The following is a 16,955-nucleotide window of genomic DNA, read 5'->3' as shown; positions in this document are numbered from 1 at the left end:
CCGGAGGAGGAAAGCAGAACCCATGGCCCAAGACATACAGCCGGCCGGCGTCGGTGTGGCCGGCGTCGGGGACTTCGGGGAGGCGGTACGCGACCGCTTCTGCCGCGAACTGGGCGCCGCACTGCTGACCGTCGAGCAGCTCACGGCCGAAGGGCCGGCGCGCGAGGCGCCCGAGGTCCTGGTGGTGGCGCTCTGGCGGCCGCTCGAGGAACTCTGCGAGCGCCTCGACGAGGCCGCCTTCGCGGCCGGGCGGCCGTGGCTGCCGGTGGTGTCCGAGCACCCGTGGGTGGTGGTCGGCCCCTGGCTGGCGCCGCCGGACGGACCGTGTCACAGCTGCTACCTGGCCCGCCGCGCGCAGCATCGGGAGCCCTCCGACACCGTCAGGGCGATGGCGGAGGCATACGCCGCCGATCACCGGCTCGGCGTCAAGGGCCATCTGCCGCACCACGTCCGGCTGGCGGTCGGCCTGGCGCAGCAGGCGCTGCGGCTGCGCGAGCCCGGTCTGGTGCTGTCCGCCAACACGGTCGGCGGCCGGGTCGCCGCACACCGGACCCTGGGCTGCCACGGCTGCCCGAGGTGTGGGCAGCTGGACCGGCTCGGCGCCGACGGGGCGGTGGCGAGGGTGGCGCGGTCGCTGCGCGTCCCGGCCCCGACCGGTGCCGGGAGGGCGCGATGAGCGCGGCGCGGGCCGCCGAGGCGCCTCCCGGGACCGAGCGCAGACCCCGGCTGGCCCGTGGCCTCGCCGTGGTCCGGCAACCGGACGGGCTGGTGGTCGAGGGGGTGGCCAGGCGCCAGGTGTTCACCGGGGCGGCGGCCACCGAGCTGCTGCCACGGCTGTTCGCGCGGCTGGACGGCGAGCACGACATCGCCGCTCTCGCCGCGGGCACCGGGGCGCGCCCGTCCGAGGTGGCCAGGGCCCTGCGCCTGCTGGAGAGGGGCGGCCTGGTCGAGTGGGTCGCCCCGGACCGGCCCGTCCCGGACCAGCCGGACCCGGCGGCAGACGCCTACCTGTCCCGCAGCCTCTCCCTGACGAGGCGCCACGGCGAGGTGTGTACGGTCACGGAATCCCTGGCGAACGCCCGGGTCACGGTGCTGGGGACCGGCCAGCTCGCCGATGCGGTGCTCTCCTGCCTGCGGGAAAGCGGCGTCACCGGAGCCGTCCTGGCGACCGCCGTCCCGGCCGGGCCGCAGGACCTGGTGGTGGTGTGCGAGCGGGAGCCCGCCGGGTTCGCCGCGCTCGCAGCCGAGCTGTGGCGGACCGGCACGCCGGTGCTCCGGTGCGCCGGAGACGGCGAACGGCTTGAGCTGGGCCCGTTCTTCCATCCGCGCTGGACCTGCTGCCCGGACTGCTGGTCGTCGGCCGCGGCGGCGGTGACGCGCGGGCCGCTGCCCGCGCACGCAGTGGAACTGGCCGCCGGGCTGGTTGGCGCCGAGGTGCTGGCGCTGCTGAGCATGATCACGCCGCCGGCCACGGTGCGCCGGGTGGTCCGCACCGCGCTGGCCGACCTGCGTCAGGAGACACTCGTACTCGTCCCGGAGCCGGGCTGTGCGCACTGCCTCCCCCGCGTGCCCGGGCCGGAAGGTCTGGTGACCGCGCACTACGAAGCGGCCGCGGCCTGGTCGCCGTGGGCCGCGCCACCGCGCGGCACGAGCCGGCCATTCTCCCGGATCAAGGCCCAGTACGAGGCTTCGCCGAAGCTGCCGCTTGACCGACTGCCGCCGTACCTGCGGCTGTTGCTGACCAAGCCGGCGGCCACCGAGGAGGTGCACGTCTATCTGCTGGCCGTTCCGGACTCGCCCTACCTGGTGCACCTCTACGACCCGGGCTCAGGGCAGCTGGTAGCCACCCGGGCGAGCGCCGACGCGGTGCCGCTCGGCCTACCAGGGGAGCCGGACGCGGTACTGGTGCTGGTGGCCGCACCGGTGCGGTGGTACGCCGAGCGCGGTGCGGAGAGCCTCCGGCTCGCCCATGTTCAGGCCGGGGTGACGCTGGCGGAGCTGCGGCAGGCGGTCGCGGGCTGCCAGCTCCAGGTGACCACCCGGTGCGATCCCGCGCTGAGTGAGCTGCTGGAGCTGAGGCCGGATCAGGAGGTGCCGGCCGCCGTGGTCGGTGTGTACCGGGAGGCCGAGCGTGCCGCTGACGACTGAGGCGGACTTCTATTACGCGGCGCTGCGTCTCGGCCCTCCGCCGCTCGGGACGCCGGAGCCAGGTCCCACGGCGGTCACCGGACCAGGCGACGTCTCCCCGGGGGAGCCGCGGGCGGCCCTTGACCAGTGCGGGAGGTGGCTAAACGAGCAGTTCGGACCTCGCCTGACGGTGCTGATCGGCGTGGTGCGGGCCGAAGGTATGGCCCCCGGGCTTTACCCGCCGGGTGAGGCCGAGCCGCTGCCCGGCTCGGCCACACGGCTTGAGGGGCTGCGGGCGGCCGGGCTACCGGTCGCTCTGCTCTGGTTCGGCGACGCGGGCGTGGCCGGCGCCGGCCTCGGAGCGCTGCTGGTGCGAATCGGCTGGGGGGCGCAGACCGTACGCGCGGCGCTGGGCACAGCCGGGTACCGGACGGCGCTCGACACCCGGGCGGGTCTTGTGCGCCGGCCAGGCGCGCACGACAACCACCTGGCCAGCCTGCTGATCGCGCGCTCGGCGGGCGAGCCCGCGACCAAGGACCTACGAGGAGGCGGCCGTTGAGCGGCTATGACGCGATCGTGGTCGGCGCCCGCTGCGCCGGCGCCAGCACCGCGCTGCTGCTGGCCCGGCAGGGGCGCCGCGTGCTGCTGCTGGACCGGGCGGTCTTCCCGAAGGACACCCTGTCGACAGGGCACATCCAGCTGCGGGGCGTTGCGACGCTCGCTGACTGGGAACTGCTGGACCGGCTGCGCGACACCGGCTGCCCGCCGATGGGGCGAACGATCTACCGGGCCGCCGGGATCACGGTGACCGGTTCGAGCCGTCCGGTGCGCGGCCAGCGGATGAACTACGCGCCACGCCGCCACCTGCTGGACCGGCTGCTTGTCGAGGCCGCGGTGGCGGCCGGAGTGGAGTTCCGGGACGCCACCACGGTCGACGACCTGCTCTTCGCCGACGGGCGGGCGACCGGCGTACGCTGCCGCACCGCCGGCGGCGGCTGGGTGAACGAGCGGGCTTCGCTGGTGGTCGGCGCGGACGGAATGCGGTCGCTGGTGGCGCGCCGAGTGCGGGCCGCGGCGCTGGCCGAGGCCGCGACCAAGAGCTGCGTCTACTACGCCTTCTGGGACCTGCCGACCGACAACGCGCTGTCGGTGACCAGGGCGGACGGTGCGCTGGTCGGCGCCGTCGGGACCAACGGCGGCACCCTGGTGGCCTGCTATCTGCGCCACCGGGAGTTCGCCCGGGCCAGGCAGCGGCCCCTGGATGTGTACCTGGGGACCATCCGCGAGCACGACGGCGAACTCTTCGAGCGGCTGCGTGCGGCCGAGATGACCGAACGACTCCACGGCACGGGCGACCAGCCGAACTTCATCCGGCGTGCCGCGGGCCCCGGGTGGGCGCTGGCGGGCGACGCCGCGGTGCACAAGGACTCGGTCACCGCGTGGGGTATCACGGACGCGTTTCTCCAGGCCCAACTGCTCACCGACTGCCTCGCGTCGGCGGTGACCCCGGATCGGGCGCTGACCGAGTACGCCGCCACGCTTCGGAGCGCCGCCAGGCCCGGCTACGAGGCCGCTCTGGCGGTCGCCGACCTGAACCTCGACGACGGCGACCTGGCGTTTATGCACCGGCTGGCCGACGATCCGGCACTCGCCGACCTCTACTTCTCGATGACATCGGGCGCGATCACGTACCAGGAGTTCGACGCCGCGTTCCGAGCCCAATCCCCTGCCGGAGTGAGCACCGCGACCCAGGAGAGTTCGAGCCATGCGGATAGCGACCGTCGACTACACGGCACCGCACGCGGCTGAGGAGTTCGCCCGCTCCGTGCACGCCACCGGATTCGGCATACTCCGCGGTCATCCACTGGCCGAATCGGGCCTGCCGGAAGTGGTCCGCCAGGAGTGGTCGCGTTTCTTCGAAACCGATCGCAAGTGGAAGTACAGGACATCGGGCGGGCAGGACGGGTTCTTCCCCTCGCCGCCGGTGCGCGGCGGGCCGGGCGCCCAGGAACTGGGCCAACGGGAGTTCTTCCAGGTCCTACGCCACGGCACCTATCCGGAGGAGGTCTCGGACTCCGCCCTGCGGTACTTCGACGAAGGCAGGCGGCTCGCGGCCACGATCCTCGGCTGGCTCGGCGACTCCGCGCCCGCCGAGGTTCCGCAGGGATTCGGCATGCCGCTGCCGCGTACGCTGGCCGCGGGCTCGGGCACGACGCTGCGCATCCAGCGCTACTTCCCGCGGATCGACGAGAACACCAACGCATCGCTGCGGGGGTTCGCCCACAAGGATCTGAGCCTTGTCACCGTGCTGGCCGCCCCTCGCGAACCGGGACTTCAGGTGCGCGACAACGCGGGCGAATGGCACGACGTGCCGTGCGACCCCGGGGCGTTCGTCATCAACACCGGAGAAATGCTCGAACAGATCACCGCCGGGCACTACCGTGCCACCGAGCACCGAGTGCGTTGGCCTGGCGGCGGCGGAAGCGGTCGCTCTCGCCTCTCCATGCCCCTGTTCGTTCATCCGGCGGGCAACACCCGGCTGAACGAGCACCACACGGCGGCGTCGTTCCTGAACGAGCGACTGGCCGAGATGCACCGGGAATGGATGTCAGCCGGTCGGCGAGCGGATCGTCGCGCACCCGCGCGCTGACACGGGAGTCTCGTTGCCTCCGCCACGAGCCCTGGCCGGTCTTTCCAACAGCCCCGCACCGATGGGACCATCGCGACGGCGTACGTCCAGACGGTGAATGGACAGGATGGTGATGTCGCGTGACACCGAGACCTCGGGAGCCGCGCCTGCTGGCATACGCCGCGGTGAGCAGCCTGGTGTTGGCGCACGACGCCGATGCGCGAGGCGTCGCGCCGAACTACTGGAAGTGGGCGGCCGACGCACACGGGGCGATGGCTTCCGCCCTGCTCGACTCGGAGGAGCCCGGTGTTCGCGCGCGGGCGTCGATGGTAACCGCGAACCCGCGCGACGACGGCGCCTGCTGGCAGCTGGTGAAGGAACTCGAGTCCGTCTTCACGGAGTTCGCCGGCACGTCGGCGTCCGCGCGGCTGCTCAGGCTCGCCCAGAAGGTGGAGACTTCGTCACGGCTGCTCGTTCACCTCGGTTCCCCCCTCGGCCAGGAGACTCCCGCGCCGGGGGCGCAGGCGCTGCTCGGTGGCGTGGCCCGGCGTCCCCACCACGGGACGCATCCGGTTGACGCCGCCGTCGTCATTCCGTTTCGCGCGGCGGAGGACGCGCATGACCGCGTGCGGAACCTGGCCGCCGTGCTCAACGCCCTCGCGGACCAGAGCCATCCGCGCGACCGATACCGGGTGATCGTCGTCGAGAGCGACACGCGACCTCGGTGGAAGGAACTCTTCGGCGGAGCCTGCGACCACTACCTGTTCGCTCCGAGTCCCGGCCCGTTCAACAAGTCGTGGGCCGTGAACGTCGGTGTCGTGCACGGCGCGCGTCCTGCCGAACTGGTATGCGTCCTCGACGGCGACATCCTGGTCGATCACCATTTCGTCGAGCGCGCGATCGAACGATTCGGCCATTGCGGAACGCAGGCACACTGGCCCTATCGCGACATGCTCTTTCTCGACGACCGCGCCAGCGCGCGTGCGAGTACGCGGCGCTGCCTCGAGGGGACGCACGGGGTCGATCAGGAAGATCTGCGCGGAGTCTGGCTCCGGCGGCCGCCGGGCGGGTGCGTGTGGCTCCGGGAGTCGCTCTTTCGACGACTGGCCGGGATGGACGAACGATTCGTCGGATGGGGCGGCGAGGACGAGGACTTCGTCTGGCGTATCGAACGTCACGGCGTCATGGATCGCCATGACGATCCGTTGGTGCATTTGCACCACGGTCGCGCCCCGCACAAAGCTGAAGGCGGCATTCCGTTCTACGAGGAGGTCGAGAACCTCGCCTTCTGCACCTGGCCGTTCGACGCCGAGATCGGCCGGCTGGATCGCTACGTCAGATAGTCGTCACGTGGTCGCCGATGTCTCCCGTTCCAGCCACCGCTTCGGTGGTGAGTTCGCCGATTGACCGCTGAACTTCCGCAGTTGAACAGCGGCAAGCCGACGAGAGAAATCACGATCGGAGCTGTTGACAGGTTTCGACACCGGCCGTCAGACTCCCTAAGTCGCTTGATTCGTGCTCGCCTCGTCCGAGAGATTCCGCGTTGGCGGCCCGAGCCCGGAGGAACAGTTGCTTGTTCTCGGCATAACCAACAATGACTTAGCGGGAGCCTGCCTGGTGGAGGACGGCGAGATCGTCGCCGCCGCGAGTGAGGAGCGCTTCACCCGGATCAAGGATCACAAGACGTGGCCGACGCGATCGATCGACTTCGTTCTCCACGAGGGCAGGACGTCACTCGACGCCATGGACGCGATCGCATACGGCTGGCATGCGGGGTTCGACGCCGATCGGCACCTGCTGCTCTATGTCGACCGCGTGGCGGAGGAGGTCAGGAGGAATCCCGACTCGTTCACCCACCTCAGAAAGCGGATCTCGGACGAGATGGCGAACGACAAGGAGAAGCGCGCCGAGTTCGACGACTTCGTGGACAACAATGGCCTGAGATCGAAGGCCACGTACGTCGACCATCACGAGGCACACGGGCTCGGCGCGTTCCTGTGCTCCCCCTTCGACGAGGCCCTGGTCGTGTCCTGTGACGGCAGAGGCGACTTCCAGTCGCTGACGGTCGCCTACTGCACGGAGCAGAAGACGGAGGTCCTCCAAAGGGAGACGTCCATCGACAGCCTGGGCTATTTTTACGGTCGGATCACCAAACTCCTCGGATTCCGAGCGAATCGCCACGAGGGAAAGATCACCGGGCTCGCGGCGCGCGGGAACCCGGCCAGGGCTCTGCCGCTGATGCGACAGATGATCGACATCGACGACGCCAACCGGATCCGTGCGCGGTGCGGAGACTTATTCCAGCCGTCGTACGACGGCTACACGACCGAGTTACGGGCCGAGATCGCCAAGCACGACCCGGCGGACGTCGCCGCTGCCGCGCAGGCGCACATCGAGTCGATACTGTCCACCCTCGTGGCCCGGCACATCGCCACGGTGCCCACGGGCAACGTCTGCCTTGCGGGCGGCGTGTTCGCGAACGTGAAGCTCAACCAGCGCATATTCGAGACGGCCGACGTCCGCAACGTCTACGTCCTGCCTCCGATGGGTGACGGCGGACTGCCGCTTCAGGCCGCCGTCGTCGCGTCGCACCGCCGAACCTCCTTGCGTCCCAAGGCACCCTCCATGGCGCTTGGCCCCGACGCGACGATTTCCACGGCGCGGTTGGACGAGCTCCTCGGCGAATATCCCACCCTGTCGGTTCGGCGCGTCGATCACGGCATGGAGAAGATCGTCGTCGACGCCCTGGCAGACAGCCAGGTCGTGGGAACGTTTCGCGGTCGCATGGAATTCGGACCACGCGCGCTCGGCAATCGAAGTGTGCTCTACCGCACCGACGACGTCGCGATCAACGACTGGCTCAACGGGCGACTGAACAGGACCGAGTTCATGCCCTTCGCGCCGATCACGGCGGAGGAGCTCGCCGCGGACTGCTACGTCGGGTGGTCGAGCGACCACGTGTCCGCGCGATTCATGACGATCACGTACGAGTGCCACGAGCAGTTCTCGAAGACCTGCCCCGCCGTCGTGCACGTCGACAACACGGCGCGTCCCCAGATCGTGCGCGAGCAGGACGACCCCTTCCTGCACAGGGTCCTGCTCTCCTGGTACGAGCGAACCGGACAAGCGGCGTTGGTCAACACCTCGTTCAACAAGCACGAGGAGCCGATCGTCGGATCGCACCGCGACGCGCTCGACGCGCTGCGGAGCGGTGCGATAGACGTGCTGCTGGTCGACGACACGTTCGTCATCCGGGACGAGGCACGCGATGCCGCGGACCTGCCCGATCGGCAGTAGGAGGAGCGCAGTGGACGCGGAGTCCCGCCGGATCCGGATCGCGGCCGTCGTCTTCGACATGGACGGTGTCATCGTCGACTCAGGACCGGTCATCGAGCATGCCTGGGGTGAGGTCTCACGTCGCCACGGTCGCGTTCTGACCCCCGATGACATCGCGAGGTGCGTTCATGGGCGACCGGGTTCTGAAACGGTTCGGCTTCTCTTCCCGGACCGGTCGGAGAGCGACCGCAAGGCCATCTGGTCGGAGGTCGACAGGGCCGAGGAGGAGGCGGAGTGCTCCGCGATTCCGGGGGTCGTCGGCCTGCTCACCGCGCTCGCTCGCCGTGGCGTCGCCCTTGGGCTCGTGACCAGCAGTTGGCCGCGGCGGATCGAGTTCGTGCTGGACCATCTCGAACTGACCGGCGTTTTCAAGGTGTCGGTCAATCGCGATGACGTCCCACGCGGGAAGCCGAACCCCGACCCGTATCTGTTGGCGTCGGTGAGGCTCGGGATCGATCCGGAACGGGTGCTGGTCTTCGAGGACTCGGAAGCGGGCGTACGGTCGGCCGTCGCGGCGGGTGCGGTCTGCGTGGCCGTCGGCGACGCCGGACTGGTCGACATCGGCGCCGTCGCCAGCGTGCCCGACTTCACCGGCATCGTGATCGGCGAGGCGCCGGCGGGACGGACGACCCTGACGGGATGGGACGCGGGAATCGTGGTCGACCTGGAGTCCGGGCCAGCCCGCGTCTGACGTCGATCTGTGCACGCGGTTCCGCCTGAGACAACGAGAGGATCGGCTTTCGTCATGGATGACATCACAGCGAGTGTTGTCGAACTCTACCAACAGTATCCTTATCCGACCTACGGGAACCATTCAGACTATTTCGAGACTTTCCTTCAGCCGGTGATGGAGGAGGTCGGCCCGCTGTCCACCCTGCTCGAAGCCGGCTGTGGAACGGGGTGCGTCACCGTCGACCTCGCGGCGGCGATGCCGGCGACGAAGATCGTCGCGTTCGACCTGTCCGAGCCGTCCCTTGCCTACGCGCGTGCGCTCATGCGGCAACGGGAGGTCACCAACGCGCACGTCGAGCGGCGCAATTTCCTCGACGCCAACGACGACCTGCGCGGCTTCGACTTCGTGTACTGCCACGGTGTCCTCCAGACCCTGTCGGACACCGCGCTCGGTGCGCGGCGGCTCTTCGAGTTCGTGCGACCCGGCGGCCACGTGTACGTCTGGACGTACGCGACGCTCGGCCGCCGCGAGCTCCAGGACCTGCGGGAGTCGCTTCGCATCCTGCGGATCGGGCCCGACCACCCCGACCGGTTGGACCTGGTGCGGACCCTGGCGCCCGAGCACTTCGCGCGGAAGGTGTACCGCGAGAACATGCCGGCCGACGAGTCGTTGATCCACCTGCACGACGTGGTCTATCACCCGCATGATCTGGATTTCCGGGTCGACCAGCTCTACGACCTCTTCGAGGGCACCGGCTTCGACGTGGTGCGCCTGGTGGAGGCCAACGGCGAACCGTGGCCCAGCGTCGCGGCGATGCCGTGGTCACCCGAGGTCAAAGACCTGGCCGCTGGCCTGCCGCAGAGGCAGCGTGACGCGCTGATCGAACTCACCCTCAAACCTGCCGGATTCGGTGTCCTCCTCCGCCGGCCCTGACGCTCGCGGGCTCTCGTCGGACGGACGCGCTCCGTCCGACGAGACGATGTGAACCGCGATCGGCGTCACGGACCGCTCGCCGCGATCAACGGGGCGGGCTCACACGGGAGTACGCGAGCGCCCAGGAGGCTCAATGGCCACCACAAGCACGCCGTCCGACAGCCTTTTCGCCGCGTCGTACCGCCGGGCCACCCTCACCATCAGCAGCGGCTTCGCGATCGTGGCGTTCGCCGCGCTGGCGCTCGGCACCGTCATGCCGGTCGCGGTGCGCGACCTCGACGGGCTGCCCCAGTACGCGCTGGTCTTCAGCGGGTTCCTGGTGGCAGGGGTCGTGGGCACGGCCCTGGCTGGCGGTATCACCGACCGCGTCGGGCCGGTCCCGGTGATCTGGGCCGGGTTGACGTGTTTCACCGTGGGTGCCGTGCTGTCCGGCGCGGCGGGCTCGGTGTGGACGTTCGTCGCGGGCCGTGTGGTCCAGGGAGCGGGCGGCGGGGCCGTGACGGTCGCCCTGATCGTCGTCGTCGCCCGGGCCTATCCGGAGCACCTGCGCCCCCGGATGTTCTCGCTGACCACCGCCTGTTGGATCCTGCCGTCGCTGTTGGGCCCGCCGATCGCCGGGGCGGTCGCGGACTGGCTCTCCTGGCGTTGGGTCTTCCACCTCACCGCGCTGCTCACGCTCGCCGTGCTTGTCTGGCAGTTACTCTCCCGCCCGCTGAACGGCTTGCCCGAGCCTCAGGAGGAGAACGCTCCCCCAGCCCGGCCGCCGATGCTCGCGGCGCTGGCGGTGGCGGCCGGCGCGGCGTTGGTGCAGTACGCGCTGTCGCCGCACGCGCGCGTGCCGTTCCTTCTGGCGGCCGCCGGGCTGACGGTGCTCGTGCTGAGTGCGCGTCGACTCTTCCCGCCTCGCACGCTGCGCGCCGGCCGCGGCCTGCCGGCGCTCGTCCTGGTACGCGGCGCCGCCGCCGCCGCGTACTTCGCCGTCGAGTCCTACCTGCCGCTGCTCCTCATCGACGAACGCGGCCTGCCGCCCATCGCCGCCGGTTCTGTGCTGCTCGGCGCCGCGGTGTGCTGGGCCGGGGCATCCTGGGTGCAGAGCCGCCCCCGGCTGCGGCCGCACCGGCAGCGGGTGCTGCTGACCGGCGCGCTCGTGCACCTGCTGGGTACGGCGGTGGCGCTCGGCGGCACCACGCCCGGCACGCCCACAGCCGTGGCCGCCGCCGGCCTTGTCCTGTGCGCCTGCGGGATGGGCGTCCTGCTGCCCGGCATCGGCGTGCTCGCGTTGGAGTACTCTTCGCCCGCGGAGCAGGGCACCAACTCCGCGGCCCTGCAACTCGCGGACAGCCTGTGCAGCATGTTGTTGATCGGTGTGTGCGGTGCGGCGTTCAACATGGTCCAGCAGCAGACCAGTTCGGACGGCACCGCGTTCGCCGCCGTCTTCGCCCTGGCCGTGGCGGCCGCCCTGGTCGCCTGTCCACTGGTGCTGCGCATCGGACGGCCGCGAGAGAGGACGAGCACCCTTACGCGGCCACGGGTTGGGCGGGCGTCCTGACGTCGCCGTCCCGCGGATCGCTCACCGAGCCCCGGGGTCTTCAGACGACCGATCGAGGGCCGGGAACGGCGCTTCTCGCCGTCACCTCGGCCGCCCGACGCGTGTCGAACAGGCGCTTCGCGAACGGCTTCTGCCAGCGGTAGCAGCCCCCGTCGAAGCCGCCGTACTCATCCAGGTAGTCGAGTTTCGTCGGCCGGAAGCGCTCGACAAGATCCTCGGGTACGAACGCCGGGTACAGCAGCCCTGCGTGGTGGAGCGAGTAGTACACACTGTCGGCACAGTCGAAGCGGCGCACCCGCTCCTCGAACTCCTCGACGAAGTCGTCCGGCCGACTCTCCAACACGGCGATGAGATCGAGGAAGTTGCGGAGGGTCAGGTCCTTGCCGCTCTCGATGTAGTACAGCATCGTGGCACGCACGTGCACCTGGACGCAGGCGTCAAGAATCTGGTCGACGCGGTCCAGCATGCGGGCGGGTACGCCGTACAGCGTCGTGGGAAGCGAGCGATCCAAGAGCTCCTCCACGTCGTTCGTCAGCCCTGTCGTCGGCTGGAAGAGACTCGATATTCCCGTCAGGATGTACATGTCGACCAGGCTGGAGTTCCCCACCTTCATGAAAGGCAACGAGGAATTGGTGACGACCGTCTTGAAGTACAGCTCGGTCCTCCGGTCGAACGGGGTGATGCGCTGCCCGTTGACGGACGGGGCGCCTACGTCGTAGCCGAGTTCGGCCGCGACGTCCGCGTAGACCGCGAAGTCGTCGCGTCGCAGGAAGACGTCGAGGTTGGACACGCGCCGCGCCGCGGGATCCAGGTAGACATGTTCGCCGAGGACCGGGCCCTTGCGGATCAGGTAGGGCAGACCGGCGTCGTTGAGGCCACGGAGCACCTTCCCGTACTCGTCGGTGAGTAGGGCGGTGCGCAGCCTGTTCGCCTCATAGACGTCCGCGTAGATCCAGCGATACGGCATCAGGGGACGGCCGTCCGCCGCGTGGGTGAGGCGGTTCCGTGACAGATTGCGGCCCACGATCGGCAGGACCATGTGTCGGGCCGCCTGATCGATGAACCGCCCCCAGTCCAGTTTCCCTTCGTGAGCCGCCAGGAAGGACCGGATCCGGTCCTTCTCCTCGGTGGTCAGGCGCAGCCTGGCGAGCGCGAGCAGCAGCTCGTCCTCGGGCCTGAGTCCCCTCAGCGTGCTGGCCTTCAACAACGGTTGTGCCTCCTTCGTGAGGAGATGTGCGGGTGTGAGAGGTGCCGGCGCCAGCGGAGGGGTTACGCGCCGCCGGCCTCGCACCGATAGCGCTCGGCGCGCGCGATGATCCGACGCAGCGTCGTCACCGCTCCTACGGGCTGCCGGCCGAACGCCGTCTCCCCGGCGAGGAGAAGGGAATCGGCTCCCTCCAGGACGGCGTTGGCGACATCCGACACCTCTGCCCTGGTGGGCCGGGCATGCTGTTGCATCGAGTACAGAAGCTGTGTCGCCACCATGGAATACGCGCCGGCCCGACGACATGCCGCGATCGTCCGCTTCTGGATGAAGGGCACGTTTTCGTAGCCGGCTTCGAGGGCCAGATCGCCCCGCGCCACCATGAGCCCGTCGAACGCCTCGACGACTTCGTCGAGGGCGTCCACGGTCCGCGGGTGCTCGACCTTGGCCATGAGGACGGAGTCGGGGGCGAGGGCGCGCAGCGCTTCCTGGTCGGCTCTGCCGTATGCGAACGAGAGCGCCACGATGTCGACGCCGAGGGTGAGGGCGAACCGAAGGTCCTCCGCGTCCCCCTCGTACAGGCCGTTCCCGTCGGGCACGACGCCCGGCATGCTGACGCCCCGGCCGCTCGTCACGGCGCCGCCCTGGACGACCTCGCACCGCAGGACTCCGGTCTCGGCGTCCTTCACCCGGAGCACCACTGCCCCGTCGTCCACCAGGACGCTGCCGCCGGGGCGTACGTGCTCCTCGGGCCAGGGGTGTTTGGTCCAGGTGCGGTGCGAGGTGGGGCGGCAGGGACGGGCGGCGAGCTCTACGGTCTCGCCGGCCGCCCAGTCGGCGCGCCCGCCGGGGAGCGCGCCCAGCCTGTTCTTACGTCCCTGGAGGTCCGCCAGAATGCGCACGGGACGGTCGAACTTGTCGGCGGCCTCGCGCACCAGGTCGACTGTCCGGGCGTGTTCCTCGCGGGTGCCGTTGCACATGCCCAGGCGTACGATGTCGATTCCCGCTGCCACGAGGGCTTCGACGCAGGCGGGATCCCTGCTACTGGGGCCAATGGTGACCGCTACGTCGGTTCTCGTGGATGCCAGGTCGATCATGAAGCGTCACCGGTTTTCGGACGTGGAGTGGAGAGCGGGGTGAGCACGGGAGGCGGAGAGGAGTGGTCGGCGGTTGCGCGGGGACGGGTGCCGACCACGCTGTCCAGGGTCGCGATCATCCAGTGGGCGAGGTCGCATTGGGCGTGCGCGGCGGCGATCTCCCAGGTGAGCCGGAGATTCCGGGGAACGGTGAGTCGGATAGTGTCCATCCCTTCGCGGTCGGCGGGCGGGACGCTGCGGGGTTTGGATCTCATTGCGTGCCGCAACTGGTTCCGCGACCAGCCCGCCGCCTCGGCCTGGTCCAGCCAGAGATCCTGCTCGGCGTCCGGTAGCGCAGCGACTTCGGCATGGTGCTGGAGGCTCAGTCCGCTGCGACGACGAGACGTGGTGAAACGCCTGGCTATCCACGCGTAGTTACGCAGGGTCTGGTAACCGAGAGAGGTTTCCTCCACCGCGCTGCGGTAGCGGTCCGGGTATAGGTCCTGGCCGTATACCAGCCAGTCTCCCAGCCACCATGCGGAGGCGTCGTGCAATCGCGAGATCTTCTCCCCGACGCTCTTCCATGCCTCCAAAGAGAGGCACGCCGGTAGGGAGATGGAGTTCCGGTACGTCAGCACCTTCTTCTCGATCGGGTTCTGGTGCCCGAGAACCCTGCCGTACCCGTCACCCTTCATTCCATGCATCTACCGCCGTCCTTCCGCTTCTCACTTCTCGCTTCTCGCTTCTCGCTTCTCGCTTCTTGCGTGAACTCCGGCCACCGGTGCACAGATTGCGCCTTTTGCAACATTCGCCCGCGTTTCCATGTCCGCGAACATCGTCGGCGCGGGGTTCCAGCCCCTCCGTGTCCCGCCGGCGGGACCGCGGTCACGCGACGCTTGAGGCGCTTCAACGCGCTCGGATACTCTGCGGAACGGGAAATCCCCTTTCTCGGCAACGAATTCCGGTGAACGAGAGGCACTTGCGCTCATGCCCTGAACGCTTCCGAGAGGAGTTGCACATGTCACACAGCAAGCACCTTTCTCGTGACGACGTAGTGGCTCTGAGGAGTCTTGCGAGTCTGCAGCCGCGATTCACACTCGATCAGTCCGTCGCAGCCATCGAGTCGGCCGGTCCCGTCAGGGCCGGTCGCTTCCTCGAGTCCCTGAGGATGCGGACGCTCGTGTGGCGACGACTCTCTCCCTTAGCTTCGTCGAATCCGGCCGTGCGGCGCTGCCTGGACACCATGGCCGAAAAGGTGCGGGACCTGGAGCGCGCGCACGGCGTCCTCGACGAGAACATGAAACGGCTGCACGGAATCGCGGTCGACTTGGGGATCGAGATATTCGGAGGGAAGGGGCTCGGCGCCAACGTCGGATACGAGGACCGCACCGTTCGGGACTTCAACGACATCGACCTTTTCGTGCGGACCTGCGCGGACGGGTGGCGTGTCTCGCGAATCCTGAGGGAGGAGTTCGGGTACGTCTATCAGGACAATGAGCTGCCCTGGTTCAAGTACGACGAGGACGAGGATCTGCTGTACGGCCAGATCAACCTCGTCGCGCCCGCCGGCAGCCCGGATTTCCTGAACGTCGACATCCACTTCGGCGACTACTCCGTCCGGCACTGCGCTCGGCTCGGGCTCACCGACACTCTGCCCTTCAGCCCGCCCGGTCTGCACATCGTGGCGCCGGAGGAGAACCTGGCCTGCATCGTCAACAACGCTGCCGGCGACTACTTCGTGACGGCCAAGGACACCAACGACCTGCTGACGGCTCTCTCCCGCCCCTCCTTCGCCGCCGATCGGCTGACCGCCAGGCTGCGCAGGGCCCACCTCCAGGGCTTCTTCGGCTACCTCGTCACGACGCTCCGTGCCTCCTCGGCGCTGACCGCCCAGCAGGAGACCGCACTGCTGGCGCTGCGCCCGGCGCGCACCCTCGAACCCTCGCCGCTGCCGGATCGCCCCGACTGGAGCCGCCGTTGCATCGGCACGACCGTCCACGCGTTCTCCACCGGCCGCGCCCGCGGCCTCCTCCCCGCCGTACGGTTGGCCGCCGACGCGTTCTCCTACTACCGCAGACGGCTCACCCTTTCTGTCGTCCAGCCCGAGCATGAGACGTCGATCAGGCCGGTGTCCTTCAACCCGTGGACGTGCGTGCGGCTGGTTCCCGTGGACCTCGCCCGGAGCCTCCTGCCCGACGACGTCTCCTCGCCGCCCTCGGCACCCGCAGCCGCCGGCGCCGGCGCCGGCGTCCGCATGGCTGAGGATCCGGACATCGAACGGTTCGACACCGCGTCGGGCAGCTACCTCCGCGTGGGGGAGGAGTTCTTCGTGGCCACGGTCTCCTACGAGTTGTCCCGCGGCGTGATCGCGCGCGTCGTGGCAGCCGCCGCGTCGTGATGATCGACCTGACCGGGCCGCCGCGGCCCTGGCCCGATCGACTCGCGGCCCGGTTCGTCGACGCGCAGTCCCGCGCACTGGGCATGCCCGGCGCCTGGTCATCGCCGCCCCCTCGAGGGGAGCCAGCCCTGTTGGAGCGACTGGCGGAGCTTTTCGGCGCCGACACGGAACGGACTGTGGTGACCGGCGGCGTCCGCCAGTTCGCCGCGGCGTGGACGCCACTCGGCACGGAGGCTGTCGTGGAGGCACCCTCCTTCCTCGACATTCCCGAGCTGCTCGGCATGGGCGGCCGGGTGCGCCAGGTGGCGTGGAACGCCATGGCGGAGGCCGCCTCCCGGGCCACGGGGCTGACGACCCTCTGGGTGACCACGCCGTTCCGCAATCCCGATGGCCTGACCGTGAAGGAGCCGCTGGCCGCTGACCTGGGGCGGCTGGCGGCCCGGGGGCACCGCGTCGTCGTGAACCAGGTCTACCGCTGGTTCGCGCCCGACGGCGCCGTCCCGCCCGTACCGGTCGGCGCCTGGACGGTCACGTCGCTGGCAAAGGCGGCAGGTGGCGGAAGCCGGCTCGGCTGGGTCACCGCCCCCTGCGCGGCGGCCGTCTCGCGGGACCTGACCGCGCTCGGCCCGCCGACCGCCTGGCAGCGAGCCTGGGCGGCCTTCCTTCGTCCGCGCACGTTCGCCGCGTTGCGCTCTGCCTGCGTCGAGCCGACACAGGACGCGCGCCGCGCGTTCACGTCGCGCGCGGCCGACCTGCTCGGCTGGCACGTCGCGGGAGGAGGTCCGTCCCTGCTGCTGGAGTGCGAAGGCACCGACGAGCGGCGAGCAGTGGCCGCACTGACCGACGCCGGACTGCGGGTCTCTCCGGGCGCGGCCTTCGGCGCCCCCCGTCCGTCCGTCCGGCTGGCCTTCTCCGGCACGGACCCGGCCGGGGCGACGACCGCGGCCGAGTGTTTCGCCGCCCTCGCCGGGCGGCCGGGCGCGCCCGCCTTCCGCCCAGCTGTGGACGCGGACGCGTGACACCACCGTGC

The 16,955-nt window shown here is 69.9% G+C and carries 15 protein-coding genes; 12 read left to right on the top strand and 3 right to left on the bottom strand.

Features of this window, described 5'->3' with window-relative positions; genetic code table 11:
* The first annotated feature begins 22 nt into the window (after positions 1-22).
* The 10 genes from ACFWI8_RS03295 to ACFWI8_RS03250 all read left to right on the top strand — a co-directional run bounded on the left by ACFWI8_RS03295 (position 23) and on the right by ACFWI8_RS03250 (position 11,247).
* Entirely contained in the window at positions 23-676 is a 654-nt protein-coding gene (locus ACFWI8_RS03295; RefSeq protein ID WP_387084987.1) for a TOMM precursor leader peptide-binding protein, read from the top strand.
* Positions 673-2,148: a hypothetical protein gene (locus ACFWI8_RS03290; protein WP_387084985.1), complete on the top strand. Its 1,476-nt coding sequence runs from the start codon at positions 673-675 to the stop codon at positions 2,146-2,148. The genes ACFWI8_RS03295 and ACFWI8_RS03290 overlap by 4 nt, the downstream gene beginning before the upstream one ends.
* Positions 2,132-2,686: a hypothetical protein gene (locus tag ACFWI8_RS03285; protein ID WP_387084984.1), complete on the top strand. Its 555-nt coding sequence runs from the start codon at positions 2,132-2,134 to the stop codon at positions 2,684-2,686. Before ACFWI8_RS03290 ends, ACFWI8_RS03285 begins: the two co-directional genes overlap by 17 nt.
* Positions 2,683-3,936 carry an NAD(P)/FAD-dependent oxidoreductase gene (locus tag ACFWI8_RS03280; RefSeq protein ID WP_387084982.1) on the top strand — a complete coding sequence of 418 codons (1,254 nt, stop codon included), beginning with the start codon at positions 2,683-2,685 and terminating at the stop codon, positions 3,934-3,936. Before ACFWI8_RS03285 ends, ACFWI8_RS03280 begins: the two co-directional genes overlap by 4 nt.
* Entirely contained in the window at positions 3,893-4,777 is an 885-nt protein-coding gene (locus tag ACFWI8_RS03275) for a 2OG-Fe(II) oxygenase family protein (RefSeq protein ID WP_387084980.1), read from the top strand. The genes ACFWI8_RS03280 and ACFWI8_RS03275 overlap by 44 nt, the downstream gene beginning before the upstream one ends.
* A gap of 164 nt (positions 4,778-4,941) precedes the next feature.
* On the top strand, positions 4,942-6,099 hold the full coding sequence (locus ACFWI8_RS03270; protein ID WP_387084978.1) for a glycosyltransferase: 1,158 nt from the start codon (positions 4,942-4,944) through the stop codon (positions 6,097-6,099).
* A 172-nt stretch (positions 6,100-6,271) separates the two neighbouring features.
* Positions 6,272-8,053, top strand: a complete 1,782-nt coding sequence (locus ACFWI8_RS03265; protein WP_387084976.1) for a carbamoyltransferase C-terminal domain-containing protein — start codon at positions 6,272-6,274, stop codon at positions 8,051-8,053.
* A complete protein-coding gene (locus ACFWI8_RS03260) occupies positions 8,025-8,783 on the top strand; it encodes an HAD family hydrolase (protein ID WP_387084974.1) in 759 nt (252 codons plus the stop codon). Before ACFWI8_RS03265 ends, ACFWI8_RS03260 begins: the two co-directional genes overlap by 29 nt.
* Positions 8,784-8,837: 54 nt before the next feature.
* The gene (locus tag ACFWI8_RS03255) at positions 8,838-9,698 is read left to right on the top strand and encodes a class I SAM-dependent methyltransferase (protein WP_387084972.1); all 861 of its coding nucleotides are present in this window, start codon (positions 8,838-8,840) and stop codon (positions 9,696-9,698) included.
* A gap of 133 nt (positions 9,699-9,831) precedes the next feature.
* Positions 9,832-11,247 carry an MFS transporter gene (locus ACFWI8_RS03250; protein ID WP_387084971.1) on the top strand — a complete coding sequence of 472 codons (1,416 nt, stop codon included), beginning with the start codon at positions 9,832-9,834 and terminating at the stop codon, positions 11,245-11,247.
* A gap of 40 nt (positions 11,248-11,287) precedes the next feature.
* On the opposite strand, the gene ACFWI8_RS03245 is transcribed toward ACFWI8_RS03250, so the two are convergent.
* The 3 genes from ACFWI8_RS03245 to ACFWI8_RS03235 form a co-directional block, all read right to left on the bottom strand.
* A complete protein-coding gene (locus tag ACFWI8_RS03245; protein ID WP_387084969.1) occupies positions 11,288-12,454 on the bottom strand; it encodes a nucleotidyltransferase family protein in 1,167 nt (388 codons plus the stop codon).
* Between the two features lie 62 nt (positions 12,455-12,516).
* Positions 12,517-13,548 (bottom strand): pyruvate kinase, encoded by a 1,032-nt coding sequence (gene pyk, locus ACFWI8_RS03240; protein ID WP_387084967.1) that lies wholly within the window; start codon positions 13,546-13,548, stop codon positions 12,517-12,519.
* Positions 13,545-14,231 carry an LmbU family transcriptional regulator gene (locus ACFWI8_RS03235; RefSeq protein ID WP_387084965.1) on the bottom strand — a complete coding sequence of 229 codons (687 nt, stop codon included), beginning with the start codon at positions 14,229-14,231 and terminating at the stop codon, positions 13,545-13,547. The genes pyk and ACFWI8_RS03235 overlap by 4 nt, the downstream gene beginning before the upstream one ends.
* Before the next feature lie 518 nt (positions 14,232-14,749).
* On the opposite strand from ACFWI8_RS03235, the gene ACFWI8_RS03230 reads away from it, so the two are divergent.
* Both ACFWI8_RS03230 and ACFWI8_RS03225 read left to right on the top strand, forming a co-directional pair.
* Positions 14,750-15,925 (top strand): hypothetical protein, encoded by a 1,176-nt coding sequence (locus ACFWI8_RS03230; protein WP_387084963.1) that lies wholly within the window; start codon positions 14,750-14,752, stop codon positions 15,923-15,925.
* Entirely contained in the window at positions 15,925-16,944 is a 1,020-nt protein-coding gene (locus ACFWI8_RS03225) for a pyridoxal phosphate-dependent aminotransferase (protein ID WP_387085323.1), read from the top strand. Before ACFWI8_RS03230 ends, ACFWI8_RS03225 begins: the two co-directional genes overlap by 1 nt.
* Positions 16,945-16,955: the final 11 nt, after the last annotated feature.

It is taken from the genome of Streptomyces sp. NPDC127098 (genome assembly GCF_042722465.1).
GTDB lineage: Bacteria > Actinomycetota > Actinomycetes > Streptomycetales > Streptomycetaceae > Streptomyces > Streptomyces millisiae.
The sequence above is the reverse complement of the archived record's forward strand: the minus strand, read 5'-3'. Positions and strand labels throughout refer to the sequence as shown.

Coding starts and splice junctions, on each gene's coding strand:
- ACFWI8_RS03295 (WP_387084987.1), top strand. CDS start 23: ATGGCCCAAGACATACAGCCGGCCGGCGTCGGTGTGGCCGGCGTCGGG.
- ACFWI8_RS03290 (WP_387084985.1), top strand. CDS start 673: ATGAGCGCGGCGCGGGCCGCCGAGGCGCCTCCCGGGACCGAGCGCAGA.
- ACFWI8_RS03275 (WP_387084980.1), top strand. CDS start 3,893: ATGCGGATAGCGACCGTCGACTACACGGCACCGCACGCGGCTGAGGAG.
- ACFWI8_RS03260 (WP_387084974.1), top strand. CDS start 8,025: ATGCCGCGGACCTGCCCGATCGGCAGTAGGAGGAGCGCAGTGGACGCG.
- ACFWI8_RS03255 (WP_387084972.1), top strand. CDS start 8,838: ATGGATGACATCACAGCGAGTGTTGTCGAACTCTACCAACAGTATCCT.
- ACFWI8_RS03250 (WP_387084971.1), top strand. CDS start 9,832: ATGGCCACCACAAGCACGCCGTCCGACAGCCTTTTCGCCGCGTCGTAC.
- pyk (WP_387084967.1), bottom strand. CDS start 13,548: ATGATCGACCTGGCATCCACGAGAACCGACGTAGCGGTCACCATTGGC.
- ACFWI8_RS03235 (WP_387084965.1), bottom strand. CDS start 14,231: ATGCATGGAATGAAGGGTGACGGGTACGGCAGGGTTCTCGGGCACCAG.
- ACFWI8_RS03225 (WP_387085323.1), top strand. CDS start 15,925: ATGATCGACCTGACCGGGCCGCCGCGGCCCTGGCCCGATCGACTCGCG.